The 26,975-nt window shown below is 33.4% G+C and carries 22 protein-coding genes and 1 other annotated feature; of the genes, 4 read left to right on the top strand and 18 right to left on the bottom strand.

The genetic code is table 11. The features are described 5' to 3' along the window. The first annotated feature begins 351 nt into the window (after window positions 1–351). Window positions 352–1,200, top strand: a complete 849-nt coding sequence (locus tag BM153_RS11985) for a sirohydrochlorin cobaltochelatase (protein ID WP_092874312.1) — start codon at window positions 352–354, stop codon at window positions 1,198–1,200. 52 nt (window positions 1,201–1,252) lie between these two features. Here the strand turns inward: BM153_RS11985 and BM153_RS11990 are convergent, their stop codons facing one another. The 3 genes from BM153_RS11990 to neuB all read right to left on the bottom strand — a co-directional run bounded on the left by BM153_RS11990 (window position 1,253) and on the right by neuB (window position 3,948). After that, window positions 1,253–1,774: a CarD family transcriptional regulator gene (locus BM153_RS11990; RefSeq protein WP_092874315.1), complete on the bottom strand. Its 522-nt coding sequence runs from the start codon at window positions 1,772–1,774 to the stop codon at window positions 1,253–1,255. Between the two features lie 164 nt (window positions 1,775–1,938). Further along, complete coding sequence (locus BM153_RS11995; RefSeq protein ID WP_092874318.1) at window positions 1,939–2,922, bottom strand: SDR family NAD(P)-dependent oxidoreductase; 984 nt, start codon at window positions 2,920–2,922, stop codon at window positions 1,939–1,941. A 21-nt stretch (window positions 2,923–2,943) separates the two neighbouring features. Continuing rightward, on the bottom strand, window positions 2,944–3,948 hold the full coding sequence (gene neuB / locus BM153_RS12000) for an N-acetylneuraminate synthase (protein ID WP_092874321.1): 1,005 nt from the start codon (window positions 3,946–3,948) through the stop codon (window positions 2,944–2,946). Between the two features lie 464 nt (window positions 3,949–4,412). Here neuB and BM153_RS12005 point away from each other — a divergent pair, with 464 nt between their 5' ends. Beyond that, window positions 4,413–4,664: a hypothetical protein gene (locus BM153_RS12005; protein ID WP_092874324.1), complete on the top strand. Its 252-nt coding sequence runs from the start codon at window positions 4,413–4,415 to the stop codon at window positions 4,662–4,664. A gap of 19 nt (window positions 4,665–4,683) precedes the next feature. Beyond that, a complete protein-coding gene (locus tag BM153_RS12010) occupies window positions 4,684–5,334 on the top strand; it encodes a hypothetical protein (RefSeq protein ID WP_092874327.1) in 651 nt (216 codons plus the stop codon). Window positions 5,335–5,414: 80 nt separating this feature from the next. Here BM153_RS12010 and BM153_RS12015 read toward each other — a convergent pair whose 3' ends face one another. The 8 genes from BM153_RS12015 to BM153_RS12045 all read right to left on the bottom strand — a co-directional run bounded on the left by BM153_RS12015 (window position 5,415) and on the right by BM153_RS12045 (window position 15,757). Next, window positions 5,415–6,845, bottom strand: coding sequence for a tetratricopeptide repeat protein (locus BM153_RS12015; RefSeq protein WP_092874330.1), 1,431 nt, complete (start codon window positions 6,843–6,845; stop codon window positions 5,415–5,417). A gap of 15 nt (window positions 6,846–6,860) precedes the next feature. Next, the gene (locus BM153_RS13775) at window positions 6,861–7,016 is read right to left on the bottom strand and encodes a hypothetical protein (RefSeq protein ID WP_177205679.1); all 156 of its coding nucleotides are present in this window, start codon (window positions 7,014–7,016) and stop codon (window positions 6,861–6,863) included. Between the two features lie 12 nt (window positions 7,017–7,028). Then, window positions 7,029–9,668: a valine--tRNA ligase gene (locus BM153_RS12020; RefSeq protein WP_092874333.1), complete on the bottom strand. Its 2,640-nt coding sequence runs from the start codon at window positions 9,666–9,668 to the stop codon at window positions 7,029–7,031. A 65-nt stretch (window positions 9,669–9,733) separates the two neighbouring features. Then, window positions 9,734–9,951, bottom strand: a binding site (T-box leader). A gap of 63 nt (window positions 9,952–10,014) precedes the next feature. Continuing rightward, complete coding sequence (gene hflX / locus BM153_RS12025; RefSeq protein ID WP_092874336.1) at window positions 10,015–11,295, bottom strand: GTPase HflX; 1,281 nt, start codon at window positions 11,293–11,295, stop codon at window positions 10,015–10,017. 26 nt (window positions 11,296–11,321) lie between these two features. Continuing rightward, window positions 11,322–12,287, bottom strand: coding sequence for a tetratricopeptide repeat protein (locus BM153_RS12030; RefSeq protein ID WP_092874339.1), 966 nt, complete (start codon window positions 12,285–12,287; stop codon window positions 11,322–11,324). A gap of 29 nt (window positions 12,288–12,316) precedes the next feature. Further along, complete coding sequence (locus BM153_RS12035; RefSeq protein ID WP_092874343.1) at window positions 12,317–13,636, bottom strand: aspartate kinase; 1,320 nt, start codon at window positions 13,634–13,636, stop codon at window positions 12,317–12,319. 83 nt (window positions 13,637–13,719) lie between these two features. Then, complete coding sequence (locus BM153_RS12040) at window positions 13,720–14,211, bottom strand: YolD-like family protein (protein WP_242949148.1); 492 nt, start codon at window positions 14,209–14,211, stop codon at window positions 13,720–13,722. A gap of 31 nt (window positions 14,212–14,242) precedes the next feature. Further along, complete coding sequence (locus tag BM153_RS12045; RefSeq protein WP_092874346.1) at window positions 14,243–15,757, bottom strand: Y-family DNA polymerase; 1,515 nt, start codon at window positions 15,755–15,757, stop codon at window positions 14,243–14,245. Window positions 15,758–15,942: 185 nt separating this feature from the next. Between BM153_RS12045 and BM153_RS12050 the strand changes: the two genes are divergently transcribed. Next, window positions 15,943–17,856 carry a heavy metal translocating P-type ATPase gene (locus BM153_RS12050; protein WP_092874349.1) on the top strand — a complete coding sequence of 638 codons (1,914 nt, stop codon included), beginning with the start codon at window positions 15,943–15,945 and terminating at the stop codon, window positions 17,854–17,856. Between the two features lie 70 nt (window positions 17,857–17,926). On the opposite strand, the gene BM153_RS12055 is transcribed toward BM153_RS12050, so the two are convergent. The 7 genes from BM153_RS12055 to BM153_RS12085 form a co-directional block, all read right to left on the bottom strand. Beyond that, on the bottom strand, window positions 17,927–18,394 hold the full coding sequence (locus BM153_RS12055) for a methylglyoxal synthase (RefSeq protein WP_092874352.1): 468 nt from the start codon (window positions 18,392–18,394) through the stop codon (window positions 17,927–17,929). An 85-nt stretch (window positions 18,395–18,479) separates the two neighbouring features. Continuing rightward, on the bottom strand, window positions 18,480–20,216 hold the full coding sequence (locus BM153_RS12060) for an ABC transporter ATP-binding protein (RefSeq protein ID WP_177205681.1): 1,737 nt from the start codon (window positions 20,214–20,216) through the stop codon (window positions 18,480–18,482). Continuing rightward, window positions 20,210–23,482 (bottom strand): energy-coupling factor transporter ATPase, encoded by a 3,273-nt coding sequence (locus BM153_RS12065; protein WP_092874359.1) that lies wholly within the window; start codon window positions 23,480–23,482, stop codon window positions 20,210–20,212. Before BM153_RS12065 ends, BM153_RS12060 begins: the two co-directional genes overlap by 7 nt. Window positions 23,483–23,515: 33 nt before the next feature. Further along, the gene (locus BM153_RS12070; protein ID WP_092874362.1) at window positions 23,516–24,250 is read right to left on the bottom strand and encodes an energy-coupling factor transporter transmembrane component T; all 735 of its coding nucleotides are present in this window, start codon (window positions 24,248–24,250) and stop codon (window positions 23,516–23,518) included. Beyond that, window positions 24,247–24,852, bottom strand: a complete 606-nt coding sequence (locus BM153_RS12075; protein WP_092874365.1) for an MptD family putative ECF transporter S component — start codon at window positions 24,850–24,852, stop codon at window positions 24,247–24,249. The genes BM153_RS12070 and BM153_RS12075 overlap by 4 nt, the downstream gene beginning before the upstream one ends. A 191-nt stretch (window positions 24,853–25,043) precedes the next feature. Further along, window positions 25,044–25,697: a TetR/AcrR family transcriptional regulator gene (locus BM153_RS12080; protein ID WP_092874368.1), complete on the bottom strand. Its 654-nt coding sequence runs from the start codon at window positions 25,695–25,697 to the stop codon at window positions 25,044–25,046. 254 nt (window positions 25,698–25,951) lie between these two features. Beyond that, a complete protein-coding gene (locus tag BM153_RS12085; RefSeq protein ID WP_177205683.1) occupies window positions 25,952–26,719 on the bottom strand; it encodes a class I SAM-dependent methyltransferase in 768 nt (255 codons plus the stop codon). Window positions 26,720–26,975: the final 256 nt, after the last annotated feature.

Raw genomic sequence — 26,975 nt, forward strand, 5'->3', positions numbered from 1 at the left:
GCATTGATTATACAGCAGTCGTGTTTGTACTTTGAAATGTCTATTCCAACAAAGTACGTGGACATAATGGTACCTCCTTAGATATAAGATTTGGCGCTGTTGTCTTCCACAGAGAATCCGGCTGTGTAATCACGTAAATAGAAACGTCAGAGCGTTAACAAACTGATTAACAGTAATAGACGAAAAGCTGTGGTCTGAGTCACCTCGTACCAGTCAGAGCTGTAATAAAATAGACACAGATCCACAGCGCCTTAATAAATATATCAGATAGAGATTAGATTACCCAGTAGAACCTGGGAGAAAGGAAAAAATCCAATCATCAAAACTGATAATTGGATTATACGTGACAAAATGATTCAAGATTCAAAAAAAGCGATACTTATAGTTAGCTTTGGTACTTCCTTTCACGAAACAAGAGAAAAAACAATTGATAAAATTGAAGACATGATTGAAAATGCCTACAAAAATTACAAAATCTATAAGGCATGGACCAGTAAAATCATCATTAAAAAATTACTTAAAAGAGACAATATACATGTAAATACCGTTACAGAAGCTATGAAAGAAATAGTAAAAGACGGCATCGAAGAACTTATTGTAATGCCTACTCACATTTTAAATGGTGTTGAAAATGATATTATGGAAGCAGATGTATTAGCCTTCAATGATGAGGTTTCTAATATTGTATTTGCTTCACCACTTTTAACTACAACCGGTGACTGCATGAAAGTTATACTTGCACTTATGGATGCTCATAAGGACTTATCAGAAGATGAAGCCATTGTATTTATGGGACATGGAACTTCTCATCATGCTAACAGCGTTTATCCGGCTATTAATTACATTTTTAATGATTTGGGCTACAAAAATGCATTTATGGCTACAGTAGAAGGATATCCGAGCATTGAAAATGTTCTTAAATCTTTAAAGGATACTGATTATAAGAAAGTCCGCCTGGCACCTTTTATGCTTGTGGCAGGTGATCATGCCAATAATGACATGTCCGGTGATGATGATGATTCCTGGAAAAATATCTTTATGGCCAACGGTTATGAAGTTGAATGTCAGCTTTTGGGTCTTGGAGAGTATCCTCAAGTAAGATCAATTTATCTGGATCATCTGGATACAGCTATCCTTAACCTTAAAAAACAAGCTCATGAGATTGAAGAATCTGCTAAAGAAAAAACTTTAAATGCATAATATTTTAATTTAATAACATATTAAAAAAGTCACCTTTACAAGGTGACTTTTTTTATTGATAATGACTATCTTTAGTTTCTTCAATTCGGTCTGTGATAAGTTTTTCCATTTCACTTTTATCTTTATGAAATATTATAGAAAATTCTCCATATAGATTTTCCTTGGCAGCTTTTAAATAACGATCATCTACAATAGTTATCTTTCTACCTTCTGCCATACGCTTTTGCTGTCTGGCGTTCATGGTCTTTATCATTCTGAAAAGATTTTTACAATCGCCGGTTTCCATAACTTCCTTATATTTCACTTCCCGGTTTTTTTCATCAGGAATTTCTACCTGCTCCAAATCCGGAACTGAATCGATTATACTCAAAGCTTCTTTTTTAGATAATATTTTTCTTAATACAACTTTATCTTGGTTTACAGGTACATAAATTTGATTATTTTTAATATTGACTGGTTCTAAAACATAAAATATTCCATCCTCGCTAATCTCTTTAAAATCAAGAATAGCGATATCCTTTACCCGGCACACTCCTTTTGTGCCATAAATCACATATTCTCCAATCTTAAACAATTCTTCACCTCAGCTTTTTTAATGTAAACCTCTAAGCTTCAATTTAATTGTAGCACAAAAAAATGTCAAAAAACCTATGATATTGAATATTTAATAATTTTTGTGCATTTTCCTATTAATATGTGACTAATTTACTAGGGCTATTTTGTGCGTTATGTATAATTTTATTGCCAACGATTTTCAATAATCGGATTATTAATTCTGTTTTCTATCCATTCAATGGTTTCCGTAATCCCTTCTTCTAAAGTGTATTTAGGTTCCCATCCTGTCATTTTTTTTAATTTGGCATTTGAACCTAACAATTTATATACATCCATTTTCTTTGAACGCTTTCTTCTGTCATTTACTATAAAAGGTACATCCCTTCCAAATTTTCCGGTTATTATTCTTGCCAGGTCTTCTATTGAAATTTCGCTTTCAGTAGATACATTAATTACCTCTCCATTTGATTTTTCCGTCTTTGCAATAGCAATTAATGCTGCTACAACATCTTTGACATAGGAAAAATCCCTTGAATGGGTAAGTCCTCCCAGCACAATCTCGTCTTTTCCTTCCATCATCTGGTTTATAATTGATGGAATAAGTGCATCTTTTTTCTGTCGTGGACCATATGTATTAAAAAGTCTAACAATAGATACCGGGAATTTATAGCTTTCATAGAAACTTTCTGCCAGGGCTTCCGCCCCTATCTTTGATGCCACAAAGGGAGAATATGCACTTGTTTTATGAACTTCATCCACCGGAATATATCTTGCTATTCCATATACCATGGAGGTTGAAGTAAATATCATTTTAGAAATATTTCCTCTTTTTGCTGCCTGCATTACATTTAAAGTTCCGTTTACATTAGTTTCTATAAAGGCATGGGGGGAATGATAACTAAAGGGAATAGAGATTAAAGATGCAAGATGATAAACCTCTTCTATTCCTTGCATTGCTTTAAATACTCCTCCGGCATCTCTGATGTCTCCTTCAAATAAATCAATGGAATTTCTTAATTCTTTGTTGAAACTGCAAATCCATCCTCCCGGAGTAAAGGCATTATAAAATGTAAATGCTCTTACATCATTGCCCTGCTTTACTAATTCTTCGCACAAATGGCTGCCTATAAAGCCATCTGCCCCTGTTACTAATACTTTTTTACCCATACTAAACCTATATATTTCCTTTTACAAATCTTCTTTTATTAATTCATCTTCCTTATAACTTCTGGAAGCTGTTTTACCTAATATTTCTTCCCATTTCATAGGAGACATACCGCTTCCGGGACGCTTACAGGTTATATTTTCCTCTGTAAATATATCCCCTTTATTAATTTCAGTTGCGGCAACAATACTTTTTCTGACTGTTATTATATTTTCAAGCTCGGATTTTGCAGGTGCTTTTCCACCATGGCCTATTGCTCGCTCAATCCTTCTGATTCCCTTTACCATAGCCTTTAATTCTGAAGGATCTATGCTAAAGGATTGATCTGTTCCCTCCATGGACTTATCCAAAGTAAAATGCTTTTCAATAACCTTCGCACCTAAAGCTGCTGCTGCCATGGAAATTTCTATGCTATCAGTATGGTCTGCAAAACCGGTTTCAAGGCAAAACTGTTTTCTCATAGATACCATGGAGCTTAAATTTACTTCATCATAAGATGTAGGATACTGGGTATTACAATGTAATAATGTAATGTCACTGGTTCCGTAATCGTTTAAAACCTTTATGGCTCTACCAACTTCCTCATCTGTACACATACCTGTTGACATTAAGACTCTTCCGCCTTTTTTTCCAATTTCCATAAGACAAGGAAAATCCGTTACCTCTCCTGAAGGTATTTTCCAATAGTCCAAATCCAAAGTTGCAAGAAATTCAATACTTGAAAGGTCGAAGGCTGAACTTAAAAAGCCGATTCCCTTTTTCTCGCAATATTCTTTTAGAACAATAAAATTTTCCTGGGAGATTTCCAGTTTTTTAAGCATTTCCAACTGACTTTCATCACTTCCGGTTTTTTTAACCTGGTAAACGGCTTTTTTTGCATTTTTTGTAACTAATTTTTCTGACTTAAAGGTCTGAAATTTAATATAATCTACCCCTGCTGCTGCCGCTTCTTCAATCATTTTTTTCGCCAGTTTCATGTCTCCATTATGGTTAACTCCGGTATCTGCAATAATAACTATTTTACTCATTTCTTCAATCAATCCCTTTCGTATTTTTTAGCTTTAGTATTTAGAAAAATCCCTAAAAGCTTTATAAGTTATCTATGTCAATCTACAAATTATTAATCTTTCAATTCTATATATCGACTGTTTTTATAACTTATTCCTAAAGTTATTTATTTTTAAGATTTTAGACACCTTTTTCATTATGACATAATTGTTGTTTTTTTAATCATAGAAGGTTTATTTATCACATTTTTTGCATATTTAATTCATTCAAAACTATGGTAATCTTGATTTACAGATTAATACTTTTTGAAGATAACATATTATTAGTATTTCTCCATAAATTATTTTGACATTACTTTTACATTGTTGGACTTTGAGCACAATTATTTGATAACTTATCGTTAATTACAAATATTTCAATATTTGTTTTTTTTTTTTTTAATGATATAATTTTTTAAGATTTGATGCGATAAGGAGGAAAAATAATGTTTGTTTTCAAAAAAAATCAGCTAATATTCTTAGGGATATATCTTTTAATTGATTTTGTTTTACTTTTTCTCACAAACATTCTGCAAGGTGGAGGCTTCGATATCTTAGCTAAAGTATCAATAGTATATAACTTTACTTTACCAGCAGTAATAGGTTTAGAAGCTTATTGGGGGAAATTAAACAAAATATTGGTATTTGCTGTAGTAGTTATAGGATATTTATTATTGTTAATACATTACATGCAATAAAGATTTTGGAGGTTTGAACATGAAAAGAGTTGTCAATATATTATTAACATTTGTTTTTGTTGTTTCTATGTTGTTTAGTCCAATAACAACAAATGCAAAAAATACGGGAAAATACAATTATTCAAAAGTATCTTTAAATAATACGGTGGAATCTGCAATTATAGATAACATAAGATATACCTTTGAGTCAAATTATTATAATAACAATCGAGTTATTATCATTACAAATGAAGACACACACGAAAAGGAAATTATGACGTACAATGCACTGACTGGTGATGTTTTAATTGATGGTGAAGTTTTCATGCATTTTAATAATGTTTCTTCTAAAAATACAAATGTATTTCAAGTCACAGCTTCCAAAGGGCCAAAGGGGTGGACTCTATTTTCACAAGGAAAGCAAAAAATCAGCAAAGTAAAAGCTATGAATGTTCAAAGATTAGCAAGCGCTATTGCAGTTGTATTAGGGTCCTTTGCGAGTCCTGTTATGGTTCTTACGGCAATGACTGTTCAAGATTTAGGGCAAATTGCTGGTAAATATGCAGGCTGCACCATTCAATATAAAATCTATAACTATAATTCCACAATTGCTATGAATTATTTACATAAATGGAGAACAATTGCTGGCAAAAAAACTTCAAAATGGTATGAGTCAATGATTGCTGTGTAGCAATTAATTTTGCATCAAATCTTACATACAAAAACAGGTCAGAAATCACTGACCTGTTTTTCATTTTATATTTAGGATTTCTATTGTACATTTGCTTCAGTATTATCTGGATTTGCAGCATTTATAGCCTCTAAATATTTTTGAGAAAGACCACCTATTTTGTATTTTCCAAAGGATTCTATTACCTTGTTATAATAAGTTTTGGCATTTTCCGTATCGCCTGATAATTCAAAGCTTCTTGCCAGGTTGAATAATGCCATTCCGCTATCATAACCTTCGTTAATCCCTACCACCTTTTGATAGAAATTAATGGCATTGGCATAATCTCCACCTTTAAAATAATTGGATGCCTGGGTGTAATATATTTTCACCACTTCATCATTTACCTGTGCCAAAAGTGAATCATACATAGCCTTTGCCTCAGTACTTAAAAGCTCTGTATTTACCGAGGTAATACTATTGGCTGCATTTTCAAAGTCTTTTGCATTATAGTAATTAAGTGCAGTAAGCAGATTCGTGTAGGTATTAGAGGTATCTGCGGAGGTTTCCACATTTTTTTGCAATTCCTCAATCTTCTTATTTGACTCTTCAATCTGCTTGTTCAAGTCATTTATCTGTGCTTCCTTGTCTGCAAGCTGCTCATTAACCTTGGTAACGGAATTTGCAGTATCATTTTTTGCTGACTGGTTTATAGCAGGAATCACCAAAAATCCCACTACCAATGTTCCTAATATTACTCCTATCATAATATTTACAACACTGGAAAGTCCGGTTCTTTCCTTTACGGCAATAGGCTGAATTATGGTGTCATTTCCGGTAGTATAAACAGTTCTGTTCTTTTCTTTTTTTACCTTAACTTCCGGATTTTCACTTTTTTTCTTAATCTTTTTAACGGCTTCAACCTTAGAAGATGCCTCTTTTAAATATCTAAGAGTCCTGCTGTCGGTTTTATTAATATTCAAAGCCTTTTTAAGATACTTTTCTGCCTTTTTATAGTTTTCCTGTTTAATATAAACAAGTCCCAAAAGCTGATATGCCTTAACAAGATGCTCATTAATGGTAAGTACCTTTTTTAGGTTGATTATGGCAAGGTCATCATTTTTTTCATTACAGTATTTAATAGCCTGATTGTATTTTTTTATGGTTGTATTTATGGTTTCTAAACGACCTGCATTTTGCTGTACGGATTCGAGATAGCTTCCGGCCAGGTTATCCTCAGGCTGTAGATTTTTGCTTATCACCCACTCTGTAAGTGCCTCTACCGTCTCTCCGATTTCTAAATATATAAGCCCTAAAAGATTTCTGGCATCTATATTTTCCTTGTTTATCTTTAAACTTTTTTTCAGGCTTTCCATAGCCCCGCTTAAATCCCTGACTTTAGCCCTTTCAAGGCCGTCATTGTACCAATAATTTGAAAAAGCGGCTATTTTTTTATTAATTATCAGGTTCATGCCACAATTTGGACAAATTGTTTCAAAACCTGTGTCAATTCCGCAATTATAGCATTTCATAATTCTTCCCTGCCTTTACCTGGAATTATCCTGTCCATATCTAAGCTCATCTAACATTGATTTCACAATATCCGAAACATCTGTTAAATCTCTTTCGTAAATGATTTTTTCAACATCTTCAACTTCTTTATTAGGATGAAATTTTTTTAATTCCTCTTCAAAGTCAAGCATTTTTTCTCCTTCCTATTGTAGCTGTGAAAGTCTTTCTTTAACCTGTTCCAACATCTTTTCATATTTTGCAAGCTTTTCTCTTTCCTCTTCAACCTTTGCAGGTGCTGCTTTGGTTACGAATTTCTCATTGGAAAGCATACCGTTTGAACGCTTGATTTCTTTATTTAATCGTTCTTCTTCTTTCTTTAATCTTTCAATTTCTTTTTCAATATCTACAAGTTCTTCAAATGGCATATAAATAACCGCATTTGGAATTACTACTGAAACCGCATTATCCGCAATGCCCTCTTTGCTATCTTGAATAATAATTTCATTTGACATAATAAGTCCCATATAGCTGAATTTAGCATTTTCAAATACATTTCTTATCTTTTCATCTGAAGAAACAATATAAACTTTGGCTTTTTTACTCGGTGGTACATTCATTTGGGTTCTGATATTTCTAACACCTTTTACAGCCTCTTTGATTTCCTCAAAGCCTTTTTCTTCTTCTTTGAAGTCAAATTTTTCTTCAAATTCAGGCCATTTAGAAATCATTATGGATTTTTCTTCATCCTGAATTGTACAAAAAATTTCCTCTGTAATAAACGGCATATAAGGATGTAATAATTTTAATGCCTCAATAAGAACTTTTTTAAGAGTCCATAAAGCTGCCATTGCTGATTCTTCATCCTCATCCTTATGATAAAGTCTGTATTTAACAGCTTCAATATACCAGTCACAATATTCTTCCCATATAAAATCATAAACCTTTGAAACTGCAATTCCAAGTTCAAATTTGTCCATATTTTCTGTTACTTCTTTTGTAACAGTGTTTAATCTTGAAAGAATCCATTTATCCTCTAATTTTAATTCTTTTGGCTCATCTATTTTTCCTTCAGGAAGATTCATCATAATAAATCTTGATGCATTCCAAACCTTGTTGGCGAAGTTTCTGCTGGCTTCAACCTGCTTCCAGTAAAAACGCATGTCATTTCCCGGAGCATTTCCTGTAACAAGGGTAAGTCTAAGAGCATCTGCACCATATTTATCAATTACTTCCAATGGATCTATACCATTTCCCAGGGATTTACTCATTTTTCTTCCCTGGTCATCTCTTACAAGACCATGAATGAGTACTGTATTAAAAGGAGCTTTTTTAGTGTGAGCATATCCTGAAAATACCATTCTTATTACCCAGAAGAAAATAATATCATATCCTGTTACTAATACATCTGTTGGATAGAAATAGTCATAATCTTCTGTATTTTCCGGCCATCCTAATGTTGAAAACGGCCATAGAGCTGATGAAAACCAGGTATCAAGAGTATCCTCATCCTGGTAAAGATTACTGCTGCCACATTTTGGACACTTATTAGGAGCTTCTTTTGAAACAATTATTTCTCCACAGTCTTTACAATAATAAGCCGGAATTCTGTGTCCCCACCAAAGCTGTCTTGAAATACACCAATCTCTGATTCCTTCTAACCAGTGAAGGTAGGTTTTATCAAAGTTTTCCGGAACAAATTTTAATTCTCCTGTTTTTAAAGCATTAATGGCAGGTTTTGCCAGTTCTTCCATTTTTACAAACCATTGCTGCTTAACCATTGGCTCTACTGTTGTGGAACATCTGTCATGAATTCCTACATTATGCTCATGGTCTTCTACTTTTATTAAAAGTCCCAGCTCTTCAAGATCTTTAACCATGGCTTTTCTTGCCTCATAACGGTCCATTCCCTGGTATTTTCCACCATTTTCATTTATGGTAGCATCATCATTCATTACATTGATAATTGGAAGGTCATGTCTAACTCCTACCTCAAAATCATTCGGGTCGTGAGCAGGAGTAATTTTAACTGCACCTGTTCCAAATTCCATATCTACATAAGAATCTGCAATAATAGGAATTTTTCTGCCAACTAAAGGTAAAATAACCATTTTTCCTACAAGGTCTTTATATCTTTCATCATCAGGATGAACTGCTACTGCTGTATCTCCAAGGAGAGTTTCCGGTCTTGTAGTAGCTATCTCAATGCATTTGTCACTTCCTTCTATTGGATAATTGATATGCCAGAAATGTCCATGCTGGTTTTCATGCTCAACCTCCGCATCCGAAATAGAAGTTTGACAAACAGGACACCAGTTAATAATTCTGGAACCTTTATAAATATATCCCTGCTCATAAAAATTAACAAAAACCTCTGTAACTGCCTTTGAGCATCCCTCGTCCATGGTAAAACGTTCTCTGTCCCAATCTGCAGATGAGCCAAGTTTTTTAAGCTGGCTTACTATTCTTCCACCATATTCCTTTTTCCATTCCCAGGCTCTTTCTAAGAATTTTTCTCTTCCTAATTCATTTTTATCAATACCCTGGTCTTTTAAAGCCTTTGTAATTTTAACCTCTGTTGCAATACTTGCATGGTCTGTTCCTGGCTGCCAAAGAGCATTGTAACCCTGCATTCTTTTATATCTTATTAAAATATCCTGTAAGGTATTATCAAGGGCATGTCCCATGTGAAGCTGGCCTGTAATGTTTGGAGGAGGCATAACGATTGTGAAAGGTTTTTTACTTCTATCAACCTCTGCGTGAAAATATTTGTTTTTTTCCCAGGTTTCGTATAAACGATCCTCTATTGCTTTAGGATCATAGGTTTTTTCTAATTCTTTAGCCATTTTTCTTCCTTTCTATTGCCACTAAACTTTTTTCTTTTATAAAGTAAAAAAACCCCTTGCATAAAGCAAAGGGCGAATTTTCCGCGGTACCACCTTTATTTATATCATAAATTTCCATGATATAATCTCTATTCCTTTAACGCAGGACTACGTACATTTTTACTGATTTTTCAAAATGTCGGTTCAAAAGCTACCTTCTCTTATTCATACCTGTCAGGTTCTCAGCCATCCTGACTCTCTGTAGGGCGGTTTATAAGATACTCCTCTTTATCTTAACCTTTTAATGTTCACGTTAATGCACATTTTAGCAAATTTTTAATTTAAAAACAAGCTAATTAAGAATATTTTAAAGACTTTCTTTGTCTATCAAACCGGCACATCTTCCATATATTTCTTTTGGAACATAGGCTTTGATATAAATGCCGTCATTTCTGTAATCTTCTTGGATTATTTCACCTTTTGACCTGATAATGGAAAGATTTGAAGCCTCTTTATAGGGAATCAGTCTTTCAAGAAAAATCTTTTCTTTTCGCAATATATCTTCTAAAACCATCTTGACATTTTCAATGCCAATATCCTCTTTTGCAGAAATAATAAGACTTTTAGAGGCTTTAGTATCCCTTAATTCGCTATAATCATCAAATTTATCGCATTTATTAAAGAGGGTAATAACGGTTTTATTCATTATACCTAACACTTCAAGAGTATTATAAACTACCTGCATCTGTAATTCTCTATCTTTACTGGAAGCATCCACCACATGAAAAATAATATCTGCATATTTTGCCTCTTCTAAGGTACTTCTAAAGGCATCTATAAGATTATGGGGTAATTTATTAATAAAACCCACCGTATCTGTTATTATGACCTCCTGTCCCGAATGAAGCTTTAAATTTCTGGTAGTGGGATCTAAAGTGGCAAAAAGCTTGTCCTTTGCCAATATATCTGAGTTTGTCAGTTTGTTAATCAGAGTTGATTTTCCGGCATTTGTGTAACCTACTATGGCTATTGTAGGAATATTATTTCTTATTCTTTTAACTCTTGTAACATCCCTGTGAGCCTGAAGAGACATCAGCTCTTTCCTAAGTCTTGCAACTCTTTTATTAATAAGTCGTCTGTCTGTTTCCAACTTTTTTTCTCCAGGGCCTCTTGTTCCTATTCCTCCTCCAAGCCTTGACATGGACTTTCCTGCTCCCGTAAGCCTTGAAAGCCTGTATTTAAGCATAGCCAGCTCTACCTGCAGCTTTCCTTCACTGGTAGATGCATGTTTTGCAAAAATATCCAGAATAATCTGGGTTCTGTCCAAAACCTTGGTGTCCAGCGCTTCTTCTAAGTTTTTAGCCTGTACTGGAGATAATTCGTCATCGCAAACTATTCCATCACATTCATTATCCCAAAGAAGCATTTTTAATTCATCTATCTTGCCCTTTCCAAAATAGGTAGTATATTCCGGAATGTCCCGGTTTTGAATGAGTCTGTCTTTTTCTGTAGCTCCGGCAGTATCAATCAAAAGAGCAAGTTCATCTAAAGATTTATTCGCTGCCTCTTCATCTCCATAGCTTATGGCAAACAAAACAAACTTTTCTTTCTTTTCTTCAGTTTTATTATTTTTATTTAAATCTTCCATATTTCTCCTGATTTTGGGATTATTTCTTATTTATTAGCAATAATGTTAGTTAAAAATTCCTTTTCTTTTATAAGCTCCTGATTTTCTTCGTCACTTTCTAGATATTTTTCTACAATTTCAAGAGCACCAGTAAAGTCCTGTGCCTTTTCCAAAGCAACAATTTGATTTCTTAAAAGAGTATCCACATTATCTTTATTTAAAGAAACCCCTTTTTCAAAGGCTTTTGCCCCATCTGTGTATTTTTCCTGTTTCATATAGCATAGACCTAATAAATTATAGATTTCTCCACTTTCTGTCTCTTTTACGCAGGAATCAATATATTTAAAAGCTTCGTCAAAGTCATTTAATGAATAATAAAACTTTGCTATCAAAATTTTATCATCTGTTGAAATATCCTCTGCTTTAGAAATTAAACTCTTTGCTTTTTTTGCGTAAATATCGGCTTTTTCACCATCCACATCTTTAAGGGCAATAAAAATATCTATATTACGACTGAAACTGCCATCTAAGGATAAAGCCTTTTCAAAATCTGCTTCGGCTTTTTCTTTATCTGCCTTATTAATGTAAGCACATCCTCTTAAATAATAACTTTCTGCATTTTCATCATCATATTGTATAATGTCCTCACATTTTTTTAGAGCTTCATCATATTTTTGTTCCATGAGAAGTGATTTTACATAATAGTAGCAAATATCCAGTCCCTCATTGTCTATTTTAAGGTCTGCTTTGACATTTGATAATGCCTCCTTAAAGGCTCTGGATGCATTTTCGTATTTTCCAAGTTTAAAATATGCTATTCCTTCCCCTCTATATGCACTTTCAAGGTTGTTTTTTTGTGAAATTGCCCTTTCATAATAATCTATGGCATTGTTGTAATCCCCATTTTCAAGGAAAGTTTCAGCCTTTTGAAAATTTGATTCATTTTTGCTACATCCGTTTATTCCAAATGCCATAATTATTGCTATACATAATATAATAAATTTATTTCTCATTATTCTTCCCTTTCAAACAATATTTCTTATTAGTTTTCTTCTATTGCAGAATAAATAGCCCTTATAGCCTCCTCATATCTTTCATCTGGTACTCCCACTAAGAGGTTTAACTTACCGGCTCCCTGATTTATGGTGCTTATTTCAATTTTCTTATCTGCAATCGCCTCTAACACCTTCACATTGGCATCACTGGATTCTGTCCCCTTTTCTCCAACTATGGCAATCATGGAAATATTTTCCTTAAGTCCGATATAATCAGGGTTTAAGGTGTCTTCAATTTCCTTTAACAGTTCCTCTTTACAAGGATTTAACAAATCTGCCCTTATTACCAGGGTGATGGAATCTATTCCCGTCAGACACTGTTCAAAGGAAAGATTTCTGTCTTTTAATATATCAAGCATTATGGCACTAAAACCTGAACCATCACTAACCATAACCTTTTCTACCTGAATAACCGACATACCCTTTCTTCCTGCCACTCCTGTTACCGGATACCTTTTTTCTCCCTTTGGAAGTTTTCTGACAATCATTGTTCCATTGTCATTAGGACGGTTAGTATTTCTGATATTTATAGGTATTCCTCTTTGTGCTGCCGGAAGTATGGCATCTGTATGTAAAACCCTTGCTCCCATATAAGACAAGGTACGAAGTTCTCTATAACTTAAAAATTCCACGGATTTAGGGGATTCTACAATGGAAGGGTCTGCTGCCAAAAGACCAGAAACATCTGTCCAGTTTTCATAAAGGTCAGCGGCAGCGGCACATGCCACAAGGCTTCCTGTAATATCCGAACCGCCTCTTGAAAAGGTTCTGATTTTCCCGTTTATGTCAGCCCCGTAAAATCCCGCAATTACGGCATTTGAAAGAGGGTGAAGAGCTGCCGACATGGTTCTTTTAGTAATAGCCTCATTTAAAGTGCCATCTTCATTAAAGCAGACACACCACTCAGGATCTACAAATGTAAAACCAAGATAAGAAGCAAGAATCATTGAATTTAAATATTCTCCGCGACTTGCCATATATTCCTTATCCGGACAATTGGTCAAATGATTTCTTAATTTATCAAACTCTTTATCCAGATTAAATTCCAACTCTAAATCTCTTATTATATCTTCAAAACGCTCTCTTGCTCTTTTAAGATTTTCTTCAAAATCAGTATCTGATACAGCTTTTTCATAACAGGACAAAAATAAATCCGTAACCTTTATGTCCTTAGCAAATCTTTTTCCCGGAGCTGAAGCAACTACAAATTTTCTTGCTGGATTTTCCTTAATTATTGCTTTTATTTTCTTAAATTGCTTAGCATCTGCTAAGGATGTCCCTCCAAATTTACATACTATTATATCCATTTTTCTTCCTCATATCTTCATTTCCATTTATTTTCCCGGCAAAGTGACTTATGGGTAAGTTTATTATAACGCATTTTTATAAATTATCTATCTGTAATAATATCAATATCATATATATTATCAAAGGAAATAATTTCATCCTCAAATATTATTTTTCTTTCATAAGTCTTTATTTTTTCAACTCTTCCCCTGATAGTTAAGTAATCCCCTCCCTCTTTTTTGTCATCCTTTTTAAAATAAGTAATTGAAACGAGAGGATGCTCGTTTATTCTTTCATAAATACAGTTAAGCCTGTTATTTATTTTTCTTTCCACTTCCTCATCGATTTGAATTTTCTCATGAGTAAGGCGTTTTACCTCTTTTACCGCTTCTTCATAACCGGTAAGGGCTGCAAAAGGCGAAAACTGGGCAGCTCTGTCCTTTATAGACATTTGAGGATGATTTTTCGATACATGATGAGGCAGATTAATAATATCTCCATATTCTTTTTGGGCCTGAATTTCAGCCTTTTTTAACTCATCTAAAGTAGCCCCTTTTGAATAATGCCAGGTAAATTCTTCTTCTTTTTTATTCATAATAATTATCTATCCCTCAATCTTTTATTTATCAGGCTTTATGACCACCGATTTGATTGTTTCTTTCAATGGTCTTTGCACCTTCAAGATAATTTGTTCCTTTTAAAATCGCATTTTTCCCAAATTTATTTTTAATTTCTATAACTGCTCTTTGAGCTTTTTTCTCTCTTTCTAAAAACTTCTTTTCCTCTTCTTTTTTCTTTTCTAAGGCCTCATAATCCGTAAAAAAGTCCATCTGCTCATAGCGAACTTCCTCTTTAATATTGTCCTCATACTCCACATGATTTGCCACAATATTAACTCTTCTAATAGTAAGATTTTTGTCTACAATTTCATTATAAAGCTTCATAACAGCCTCTATTATAAGCTTTGTGGAAGAGGAATATTTTTCAAGATTGGCTGTGCCATGAGCATGCTTTGGAACTTTTCTTCCATATCCGTCTATGGTAATCTCACCCTTATATTTTTTTCTTATTTCCGGATCGGTAAGGTTTTCTATATCATAGCCCACCGTTAATACCAACTGATTTGTAAGCAGCTTTTTTTCTACCAGATCCAAAACAAGAAGATCTGTCATTTCCCTTACAATCAGCCTTCCTTTTTCAAAATCATAGGGTTCTTGTAAAACCTGACCTGAACCACAGCTGTTATTCTTTGGTCTGTAGGACTTGATTTCTTTTATGGTGGAGGGTTCATACCCCCATGCATGGTCAATTAAAAGTTCTGCATTTACTCCAAATAGTTTATATAATAATTCTTCATTTTCAAGAGAGGTTCTGGCAACATCTCCCATAGTATAAATCCCCTGCTTTTCAAGTTTTTTGCCATAGCCTCTTCCCACTCTCCAAAAGTCTGTAATAGGCCTGTGAGTCCAAAGTTTCCTTCTGTAGGACATTTCATCTAATTGGGCAATTCTCACTCCGTTTTCATCTTGTGGCATATGTTTTGCTACAATATCCATTGCTATTTTAGCAAGATACATATTACTTCCTATACCAGCTGTTGCAGTTATTCCCGTGGTTTCATATACATCCTTAATAATGTTTTTTAGAAGTTCTCCTGCTTCTAAGCCATATGTACCAAGATATGCAGTAACATCAATAAAAACCTCGTCAATGGAATAAACATGAATATCCTCAGCAGAAGCATATTTTAAATAAATTTTATATATATCTGTACTGTATTTCATATACAAGGCCATTCTTGGAGGTGCTGTAATATAGGAAAGCTCTAATGTATTATCCCTATTTAATTCATTGGAATCATAGGAAGAATCCCTGAAATTTTCTCCCTTTAACTGTCTTTTTCTTTCTATGTTTATTTCTTTAACCCTTTGAACAACCTGATATAATCTGGCTCTTCCCGGAATTTTATATTTTTTTAAAGAAGGAGATACTGCAAGACAAATTGTTTTTTCAGTTCTTGATTTATCTGCCACCACCAGATTTGTGGTCATGGGATCTAAACCTCTCTCCCGACACTCCACTGAGGCATAAAAAGACTTTAAATCTATACATATATACTGTCTATTTAAATCGCTATTCATCTTTTTGCTCCTTATTAATTTAAATATGTAAAGCGGACATTTTGTTCATTTTGTATGATATTGAACTAATGTAATTATCTGATTATTGTTTGCAATATATTAATTAGTATAATTAAATCAAATATTATGTTTTGTTTCTTACATTATGTTATATAAATTCGCAAACAAAAATTGGAGGTTTAATTATGCTAAAAAAATTTTTTGACTTTCTTTCCGGATGGCAAATGACCATCCTTGGCGGAATATTTTTGATTGTATCTTTTATTTTACCAAGAACAGGCTATGTTTGGGGAGAAAATTTTGCCTGGATTTGTATTTTTATATGTGGACTCCCTCTTTTATATCTGGCAATTTATAGGCTTTTTTTTAACAAAGGCATAAGCAAAATATCATCCTGTCTTTTAATTTCCACAGCAATGATTGCCGCAATACTTATCGGAGACCTCTTTGCCGCAGGAGAAGTTGCCTTTATTATGGAAATAGGAGCAATCTTAGAGGATATAACCACAAAAAGAGCAAAGAAGGGGCTTAAAAATTTAATGGATTTAACACCGGTAAGAGGAAGAATTATTAAAAATAAGGAAGAAATAATTGTCCCTGTTGAAAAAATAAAAAAAGATGACCTTGTAAGAATTCTTCCGGGAGAAACAATTCCGGTAGATGGTCTTATATTAAGGGGTGAAAGTTCCATCGACCAGTCTGCCATCACAGGAGAAAGCCTGCCTGTAGATAAAGGCCCTGGTGAAAGTGTTTTTAGCGGTACAATAAACTGTTTTGGTTCAATCGACATTAGAACTACCAAAGTTGGCAAAGACAGCTCCCTTCAAAAGTTAATAAGCCTGGTGGAGGAAGCTGAAAAAAAACAGGCCCCAACTGCCCGAATTGCAGATAAATGGGCAAGTATACTGGTTCCTGTTGCCTTACTTATAGCTATTGCAGCTTTTATTGTCACCGGAAATATAATTAGAGCCGTAACAGTCATGGTGGTATTTTGTCCCTGCGCCCTTGTGTTAGCTACCCCCACTGCAATTATGGCAGCAATAGGCCAGGCAACCAAAAAGGGGATTGTAATTAAATCCGGTCAGGCTCTTGAAAATATGGGAAAAGCTCATACCATCGCCTTTGATAAAACCGGCACAATCACCTATGGAAAACTTGAAGTAAGCGACATAATTTCTTTTAGTGACATGTCTGAAGATAATTTATTACAACTTGCTTCTTCAGCTGAAAGTAAAAGTGAGCATCCTTTGGGAAAGGCAATCTGCAATAATGCAAAGAAAAAAAAGCTTTCATCTTATAATGTTACTGACTTTAAAATGTCTGTTGGAAAGGGAATATCCTGTTTTATCAATAAGGAAAAATATCTTTTGGTAAATGAAAAATTCATTAGGGAAAACAATGTTTTTTTAGACAAAAAAGTCATTGAATACCTTGATTTTAAACGTTTAGAGGGAAAAGCCTCCATAATAATATCTGACAGTAAAAAAGTCCTTGGAGTCATATCTTTATCTGACATCTTAAGGCCGGAGTCAAAAAAAGTTATTGAGGAACTTAAACAATTAAATTGCAAACCTGTACTTCTAACCGGAGACAATGAAAAATCAGCAAAATTTTTTGCTAATAAAGCTGGTATTACTGAAGTTTATGCAGATTTACTTCCTAATGAAAAAGTAGAAAATATTTTAAATATGAGAAAAAGTTCAATAATATGTATGATAGGAGATGGAGTAAATGATGCCCCTGCCCTAAAGACTGCCGATGTAGGAATTGCCATGGGAGTAATGGGCAGTGATATAGCTATTGATGCTTCTGATATTGCTTTAATGACTGATGATATATCAAAGCTTCCATATCTAAAATGGCTGTCAACTACCACAGTTAAAACCATAAAATCATCTATTACTTTATCAATGAGTATAAACTTTTTTGCTATTATTCTTTCTGTCACGGGATATCTTAATCCCACAAGCGCTGCCCTGGTGCATAATGCCGGCTCCTGCCTGGTTGTTTTACTGGCTGCTCTTTTATATGATAAAAAATACAAGGTGCCTCAAAAAGAAAGTTATTCACCCTTAACAAAACCTCTTTATTATAAATAAATTAAATAAAACTAAAACCCTGAAATCCAATAAATTCGTTGATTTTAAAGGATTTCAGGGATATTTTTATCTAGAGGTTTTTTGCTCTTGTGGCAATGTTTTTTTGAAAATTAACTACTTCATGATTATATTCTTTATCCATATATTCGGATTTAATTAAAAAATCAGCGGTAGCTTTATTTATAGCCATAGGAATGTCATAAACCTGGGCTATTCGCATAAGTGCCTTGACATCCGGGTCGTGAGGCTGAGCCGTAAGAGGGTCTGAAAAAAAGATAATAAAGTCAATTCCCCCTTCAACTACCTTTGCACCAATTTGCTGATCCCCTCCAAGTGGTCCGGAATTATACCCCTTAACTCTAAGTCCGGTTTTATCACAAATCATCCTGGCTGTAGTTCCTGTTCCGCATAAATTATGCTTTTCTAATATATCACTGTTTTCCTTACACCATTCTATAAGTTCTGCCTTTCTTCCATCATGAGCTATAAGTGCGATGTTCTTTTGTTTTCCAATTGTAAGTGTAATACTGTCTTCCATATTTTATCTCCACTTCATTAATATGATTTTATAGCCGTCACAAAATTCATCGACATAAATTTAATAAGCTAAAGTTAAATTAACCTTAAAATCCTGTTTCTTCTTTTTGTAAAGACAGCATTTGGTAAAACATTCCTTCTTTTTTTAATAATTCATAAGGGCTTCCCTCTTCAACAACCGCTCCATCTTTTATGGCAATTATATGATCTGCATTTTCCACAGTTCGCATTCTGTGGGCTATCATCACTACAGTTTTTCCTTTTATAAGATGTGCTATACTTTCCTGAATTTTAGTTTCATTTTCAACATCAAGGCTAGCAGTTGCTTCATCCAAAAGAAGTATCGGAGCATCTTTTAAAATCGCTCTTGCAATGGAAATTCTAAGCCTTTCTCCCCCTGATAACCTGGCTCCGTTTTCTCCTAACATTGTTTGATAGCCCTCTGTCATATTCATAATAAATTCATGACAATTTGCCATTTTTGCCGCTTTTATTACTTCTACATCAGAGGCATTTCTTTTTCCAAGGCGTATATTTTCCATAACAGTATTATCAAATAATATTACATCCTGAAAAACCATGGAAATATAGCCCATTAATGTTTCAGGATTAATTTTTGTTATATTTTTTCCACCTATGAATATTTTTCCCTTTAAGGGATCATAAAAACGGGTCAAAAGTTTTGTACAGGTACTTTTTCCGCATCCTGAAGGTCCGATAAGAGCCGTAACTTCACCCTGCTTTGCCTTAAAACTAAGGTTTTTTAAAACCTTCTTTTCATTACTGTATCCAAAGTCAACATTTTCAAAAACTATATTATAATTTTCCAAAACAAAGTCTGATTTTCCCCCCATTTCCTTTGTTTCTTCTATTTGTTTCATTCTCTTTACAGGTTTTTTTATAATATAAAAATATCCGATGGAATTTAAAACCATACCTAAAGGGTCATATATACGGGCAGAGGATATTATATAAAACAAAAACTTAATAAGGGATAAATCACCTTTTTCAAACAGTATTGCACCAACAATTACAGTAACAGCAAATCCCACTTTCAAAAAAGCCTGTCCTCCTGAAGCAAATATTGACATAACAAGTTCTAATATCTGATGTGCCGATTCTTCTTCCTTCACTGTCTTTTTATATTTTTCAAAAAATTTTTCTTCCCGGTTAAAGGCAACAATATCAGACACATGCTCAATATATTCCTGAGCTTCATCAGCAACCGCACATTTTTTTAAAAAATGCTTATTAGCATATTTTTCCTGTAATTTGCCGCTAAGAACTGTATTTATTATTACTACCGGTAATACCCAAAACATTGCCAGTCCCATTCTAAAATCCCATAAAATCAACATTACAGCTACAACAATGTTACACATAATAGAACCAATAAGTCCCGGAATCACATGAGATTGAAGGTTTTCAAGAGTATTTACATCCGAAAGAATCGTATTTGTCAAATCACTTAAATCCTTCTGTTCAAAAAAAGAAAGGGGAAGTTTTCTTAATTTTTCACCCAATTTAAGTCTTTTTTTTGCACTCTCCCCATAAATTGTAAAAAACACGGCATTGTATTGTTTATAATAAAAGAATCCTGAAATTGCCAGAGACAAAATCATAATAAAAATATAAGTCAAAATATTAAAGGTTACCCTGACATTCCCCTTTAGAGCCGGAAGTACATCCAAAATAAAAAGATAAATTAAAGACATGGGAAACATAAGACTTATATAATAAAGTCCACTGTATAAAGAACCCTTTAAAACGCCTATTGCACCGTCTCTTGTCATTTCAAACCTGTCCATTCCCCATTTTAACATGCCATATTCTCCTTTCTTTTTACCTTCCATTTTGCCGTACTTTTATATTCATCCCACATTTTTTTGTAAATACCGTTTTTCTTTAATAATTCCTCATGGCTACCTATTTCAGCTACTTTTCCCTTTTTAATAACTGCAATTTTATCAGCATCAATTATGGAAGTAAGCCTGTGGGCAATCATCAAGGTGGTTTTTCCTTTTCTTAGCTGCCTGAATGCTTCCTGTATCAGATGTTCATTTTCAGGGTCAGTAAAAGCAGTAGCCTCATCTAAAACAAGTATAGGTGCTTCCTTTAAAAAGGCTCTGGCCAGTAAAAGACGCTGTTCTTCGCCACCTGATAAATACACTCCCTGGCTTCCAATTTTGGTTCCAAGACCATCTGGTAATTTCCTTATCAAATCTTCGCAAGAGGCCTTTTTTAAAGCTTCCATAATTTCTTCATTTGTTGCATCAGGCTTTCCTTCTTTCAAATTTTCCAATATGGATTCTTTAAATAAATGATGATTCTGAAATACAAAAGAAACTGCATTCATTAAAGCTTCTCTTGAATAATCTTTAACATTAACATTTCCTATTTTAACTATGCCTTCTTCAGGATCATAAAATCTTGGAATAAGACAGGCAATTGAAGACTTTCCACTTCCTGATTCTCCTACTAATGCAAGGGTCGTTCCTGCAGGAATATCTATTGAAAAATTATCTAAAACTTTTTCGCTTAAACTGTCATATCTAAAAGTTATATTTTCCATATGAATGCTGCAATCCTCCACTTTTGAAAGCTTTCCAAAAGTCTGGCTTTTAGCATTTTCAATAAATTCAAGTTTCTTTACCACTTCAGAGGCAGTAGCAAAATTCTTTCCTGCCTGTACAAGTCTTGTAAAATAAGAAAGGCAAAGAGTAGTAAATAATACATAAAATAATACCAAGGGAACTATTTTTTCCACCTCAAATGCTTTATTTATTAAAACTATTCCTGTAATTGTCATGAAAATTCCCACAAAATTTGTGGATATCATTATCAAAACCATCCACTTTCTTGCCATCTTTGTATATCCCATGGCAAACTTTGCATAATTGTCCACTGATTCCTTAAATGCCCTAAAACTATAGACAGTCTGCTGGAATATTTTTACCACGGGAATTCCCCTTACATATTCAACAGCGGCTGAAGACATTTCTTCCTGAGCCTCCAGATTTTTTTTGACATATTCCTTATTATTACCTGCAAACATAGGTATCATAAAAACAATATTCATTAATAAGGCTATTATGGATACTAATCCAAATCTGAAATCAAACTTAAAAAGTATTATTAACATGGCTATGGGAAATACTGCTGCCCCTGATATATCCGGAGTATGATGTGCCATGAGGTCATGGGTTAAGGATGCATTATCATCAATTATTTTCCTTAATTTTCCCGACGAATTATTACAAAAAAATCCAAGAGGCAGCTTAAGAAGCTTTTTCATCATAGAAGTACGGATTCCCGTTTCTATATGAAAGGCAAACAAATGAGAAAACGTAATTGCCAAAAAATAAGTAAAGGCACTTAAAACCATAAAAAGTACCACCATATATGCCTGATTTACAATTTTTTCCATGTCGGGAAGTTTTGATACAAGCTGTCTTAGTATCTCAAAAATATTAATATAGGGTATTATCCCCAAAACTGTGCTTGTGGCAGATAAAATAAGTGACAGATATATCATCCATTGCCATTTTCCTCCATAGGCCGTTAAAGTCATCCAGGTATTTTTTTTATTCTTTTCTTTTTTTACATTCATTTTACTCCTCTCTTTCCTTACATAGTCATTTTTAAAAAATTCAATTAAATTATCCTTATTTCTTTCATCAAGAACATATTTTGTTTTCACTCTTCCTTCATGAATTTCAACAACATAATCGCAGGCAGAAAGAATCAGCTCAGGGTCATGGGTAACAACTATAACAAGTTTTCCTTCTTTTGCCATAGCCTGCATCATCCCGGCTACCTGCTTCATATGGGAATAATCAAGTCCACTGCTTGGTTCATCAAAAATAATGATTTTCCTTGCAGAAGCCTTTGCATCTGCTACTGCTACCCTTTGTTTTTGTCCTCCAGATAAGGCCAGAGGATGGCTGTCCCTTTCCTTTACCAAATCAAATTCCAAAAGAATATCCTGTGCTAATTTTTCATCTTCTTTTTCCATGGATAAAAAAAGTTCATCCAAAACCGACTCTGTAAACAATTGCCTGTTCACATCTTGCATAACAAGAAAAGAAGACTTAATTCTATCCCCAGCCTTTAATACTTTATTTCCCATTTCAACAGTGCCTACTTTAATCATTCCTGCCATTATCTGAGAAAAGGTGGACTTTCCTGCCCCGTTTTCACCAATAAGAGCCACTACGCCTTTAGAAGGTAAAGTCAAATTATCAATATCAATTCCCTTTTTATTTTTATAAAACCATTTAAAATTTCGTATCTTAACGGACTTATCATCTTTAAAGCTTTTCTTTTTGATTTTTATATTTTCCAGGGATTTAAGATTTAAAATTCTAAGTCCTTTATTTAAAGCTTCATTATCAGATAATTCAAAAAAATCTTCTCCCGACATTTCTTTTTTAATTTGACCATCTTTCATATAAATAACTCTGTCTATAAGATTTTTTAAATAATAAAGCCTGTGTTCTGCAATAATAATGGTCTTACCTTGGGCTTTCCAGGTTTTTATCACTTTTTCAAGCCTTTTTGTCGCCTGAAAATCCAGATTGGAGGAGGGCTCATCCAAAACTACGATATTTTGATTACTGCAAGAAATTGAACCACATGCTACTAGCTGTTTTTCCCCACCGGAAAGTTCAAAAATATTCCTGGCCATTAGCTTTTTTATTTCCAGTTCCTTAGCGGTTTTTTCCAGTCTTAAAAATATTTCTTCCTCTGAAAACCCCATATTTTCACAGCCAAAGACCAACTCTGAGGTAGTATCTGTGGTAAAAAACTGACTTTTGGGATTTTGAAATACTGAACCAACTTTATAAGATATTTTTTCTAAAGTCATTTCATTAGTTGCTATATTATCGATAAGACATTGCCCACCAAAGTCTCCCTCATAATAATGGGGAATAATTCCGTTAATAAGTCGGGTAAGGGAAGTTTTTCCACAGCCGGAATCCCCACAAATCAAAACACTTTCTCCCTCTTTTATTTTTAAATTAATATTTTTTAAACATTGCCTTTTGCCACCGGCATATTTAAATGATACATTTTTAAACTCAATCATTTTTTATTCCTTTATTTATAATAATTGTCAGAATTATCCCTTTATTATTCCCATAAACCACAAAACAACTGCCCCAATGCATATAATAAATACCACTATATCTGCAAAACTAAATCCCACAGGGCTTACTGAAGTTCTTTTGCCGTTTCCATAAGCTTTAGTTAAAGCAGATATTGACAATTCTTCTCCTATTCTTAGGGTGCATGAGGCAACAGGTACAAAACGATACTCTAAAAACTTTTTTCTTTTCATACCGGATAAGCTAACTCCCCGCATTTTCATAACATGATTTATGGCTTTAATCTCCTCTATAGCAGACGGTAACAGTCTAAAAACCACTGAAGTAGGAACAATAATCATAGCTGGAACATGCATATTTCTCATTGCTTTTGCGTATTCACTGACTGTTGTGGTCTTTATTGCATATTTAGAGCATATAAGAAAAGGAATGAATCCCATGATAAAATCACCAACTATTTTAAAAAATAATTGAATAACGACTTCAAAGTCATCCGCTAAAAATATATCAATTCCTAAAAATGAAATATACAGGGCAAACCATAAACATGCCTTTATTTTTTCCCCCATAAAAAACAACAAAGTAAAAGGGATTAAACATAGGATAAAACGATAATATTTCAAATTATCTCCCCCGGCACGCCCTAATACAAAAAAGCTCATAACAAACAGTAAAAAAAGCTTCGTTCTAGGATCAAGGATTATTCCCTTAGGTTTAATAAACCATTTCCTTCTTTCATCACTCATCATAAAATTCCGGCCTTTTCCAGATTTTTATTTAAAATAGTTTTTCCAATTACCCCCCCCAGTAGTCCCATTACTAATGCTGCAAAAAGCAAAACAAAAAGCATCCATCCCGGTAATACTGCATGAACCCCATCGGCATAGGTCTGCCCAAATCGCTCTGCCACCTGTTTATAATACGCATCCCCTATGTAGAAAGGTAATATATTTCCAATAATCCACAAATGAAAAATTCCACAGGCAATAACACACTTTTTTTTGCTGGAATAATCACCAAGCTTAACAATATATTCTGACAACAAGGATACTCCTATGCACAAAGGTAAAGTCCAATAGCCCATTCCCCCAATTAACATAAACAGTCCGATTAAAGTTCCCATTATGGTAATCATTCCAAATTTTTTTGTCCTGGTTAAAAATAACATAAAGGGAATTCCTCCAATTAAAGGTACAAGTACACAAACAAGGGGCAATAAAATCGGCACATAAGATAACATTCCACCAAATGCAATAAACACAATATAAATAACCGTATAGATTCCAATGTTGATAAAATCCTTTGTCTTTAATCCTTCCATTTTTCTTTTGTTGCTAAAATCTCTTTCCATAAAAATACTCCTTCCTTTCTTTTTTATTTCTTATTTGATTTTTTTACTGTAAAGAGTTTATTTAACCATACTCATTTTCTTTTTCATTAATTCACAGACATTTCCTGTAACTTTTTAAAAGTGATGTTTAGTTAGTTTTATCTAACTCTCACTGAAGAAAAATGTCCCCTCAGGGACTCTACACCTACTGTTTAGACATTTTTCAATTCTTTTAAAAGATTCTTCCAACCAGACATTCTAAATCTTTTTTCTAATTCAATAAACTCTTTTGCTTCTTCTTTTTTCATATCATTACTTATAATCTCATACAAATCTCTTGAGCTTTCCTGGGCCAGCTTGTGAAGGAAAAATTGCTTACTTTTTGAAATTTTTTTAGAAGAAAAATCAAATAATTTCATATAATTTTTTTCTTCTATTTCAGTTATTTTATCTAAATATGTAGCATATTCCGTTCCTTCTGATTTACAAAACAAGAGCTTAAAAGAATCCCTGTTTTTAAGCAAAAAATCCAAAACCTTATCGGTAGCTTCATTTGCCTTATAATAATAATCCTTATTTTTTACCTCATTATCAGTAATTTCTTCCTGATATAGTTGATAGTCTGCATGAACATCAGCATTATTATGTAAATTATTATATAAATTCAAAAATTCATCTGCCTTTTCTTTAACCAGAGCTGTAAACAAGCCTTCCTTATTACCAAATCTGGTATAAATTGTATGGGAACTGACATTACATTTTTTTGCAATATCACGAATATTTCCTCCCAAAAAATTTTTTTCCATAAATTCCAGACTGGCATACTTTAAAATATTTTCAGTTGTTTTAGTATCTATTGTTCTCATATCTCATTCTTTCAAAACTGAATTTCTAAACTCCCCTTTGCTTCTTTCTAATCAGGCTAATATCTCTTTTGTAAAGTAATTATAAAGAAACATTGTTTCCTTATAAATATTCTAATAGCCTCATTTTTCCCTGTCAATGTGGACATGACTTATTGATAATTTTTGTCCTTTAAGAAGATTTTCTTAATGGGAAATTTTTAAAGAACGGGATAAAAATAGGAGGCTCTTTTGTAAGCCTCCTGATAAAACACTTTTTATTTTTCTGCTTTAATTTGAAACATAGGCGTTGTGGAATAAATAAGGCGTTCTTTATCATCCCACATTTCTTTTGTAATATCTCTTTCGCAAGAAACATTTTTGTATCCCAATGCTTTAAGGATACCCAAGTCCCAATCCGGGCGAATTATATCCCCTAAAACCCTGGATTCTTCCTCTCCTACTTTTATAGCCTCTTCTACATCTGTATTTCCGCTAAAATCCTCACCATAGATTTCTATACAGGACTTTATATCTTCAATGTACTGGTCTCTTAATTTACCCTTTATTTGAGTAAGATGCCAGTTTGCATCAAAAATCAAAAGTATTCCTCCCTTTTTTAACACCCTTTTCCACTCACTATACACTTTCACATGATCCTGTAATGTATGAGTCAGATTTCTGCTGATTACCATATCGAAAGATTCATCCAAAAATTCAAGATTATTACAATCCATTTTCAGAATTGTAGCTTCATTTCCTCTTTCTCTAATATTTGCCATTGCCTCATTAATCATGCCATCTGAACCATCTATACCGGTAACATTGTGACCAAGATCAGAAAGTATCATTGTAAAAAATCCCGGGCCACAGCCTGTATCTAATATATCAAGCTTTCCATTTTTAGGAGCATTTTTTAGTATTCTGTTTTGCCATTTTTCAACTCTGAAACTGTTTAGTTCATCCTTAATTATTCTGGAGTAATTTTCTGCTCCCTTTGTCCAATAATCATTAATCTGATCTTGTATATCCATTGTAGTTTCCATCTTGTTATTCCTCCCTACTACTATATAAAACATAAATTCTATAATCTGCTTTACAGTTTTAAAATTATCCTTGTAAAGAAATTAAGCTAAGAATTTTTTATTCTTCTTTTGCTTTACTGCTTAAGAACTTATATTTTTTTTCATAGAAATTTTAACAATGTATTTATGGTGTCACAAGCTACCAGGGGGGATATTTTTTTAATAAAAAATCGGGCTAAAGCCTTATAAATCAAGGTTTTACCCGATTGTATTATTT

Origin of the sequence: Acetitomaculum ruminis DSM 5522 (assembly GCF_900112085.1) — a bacterium.
GTDB lineage: Bacteria > Bacillota > Clostridia > Lachnospirales > Lachnospiraceae > Acetitomaculum > Acetitomaculum ruminis.